The sequence below is a fragment of the Xenorhabdus santafensis genome, from assembly GCF_033949405.1.
In the GTDB taxonomy this organism is placed as follows: domain Bacteria; phylum Pseudomonadota; class Gammaproteobacteria; order Enterobacterales; family Enterobacteriaceae; genus Xenorhabdus; species Xenorhabdus santafensis.
This window is the reverse complement of the sequence record NZ_VCDN01000483.1, coordinates 1-496: the sequence shown is the minus strand read 5'-3', so window position 1 is coordinate 496 and position 496 is coordinate 1. Positions and strand designations below refer to the sequence as shown.

Genomic DNA, 496 nt, shown 5'->3' with positions numbered 1-496 from the left:
GTTGGTTCTCTTTTATTTTTGATTCATCATTTGCAAAGCATGACTTAAATTTATTTTCCCATTTCCATATTCAAATGGACTTCCTAAAGGAGTTGCTGATTTTTTTAATAACTCTCTTACTTGTTGATTAGACAACATTCTATCATTCTCTAATAACAAAGATGCCACACCAGCTACATGAGCGGCTGCCATTGAAGTACCACTATCAAATCTATAAGAACCATCATTCCAAGTACTCCAAATATCTACACCTGGTGCCATTAATTCTAACTGTTCTCCTTTACTAGATAAGAACCCTCGTTGATCTTTAGCATCTAACGCTCCAACTGCAATTACAGAATTAAATTTAGCTGGATAAGTAATTGAATCTCCCTCTTTATATCCTTCATTCCCTGCTGATGAAACTAACAAAATTCCTTTTTCATATGCTTTATTAATGGCTTCTTCAAAAAATACAGATTCTTTTTTTCCACCTAGACTCATTAGAATAATATTC

General features: G+C 33.1%; 1 protein-coding gene. It reads right to left on the bottom strand.

Going from position 1 to position 496, the window contains the following annotated elements:
* Positions 1 to 12: 12 nt before the first annotated feature.
* Positions 13 to 496, bottom strand: a 484-nt coding sequence (locus tag FE392_RS23150) for a S8 family serine peptidase (RefSeq protein ID WP_319932016.1), incomplete at its 5' end; no start/stop codon positions are given.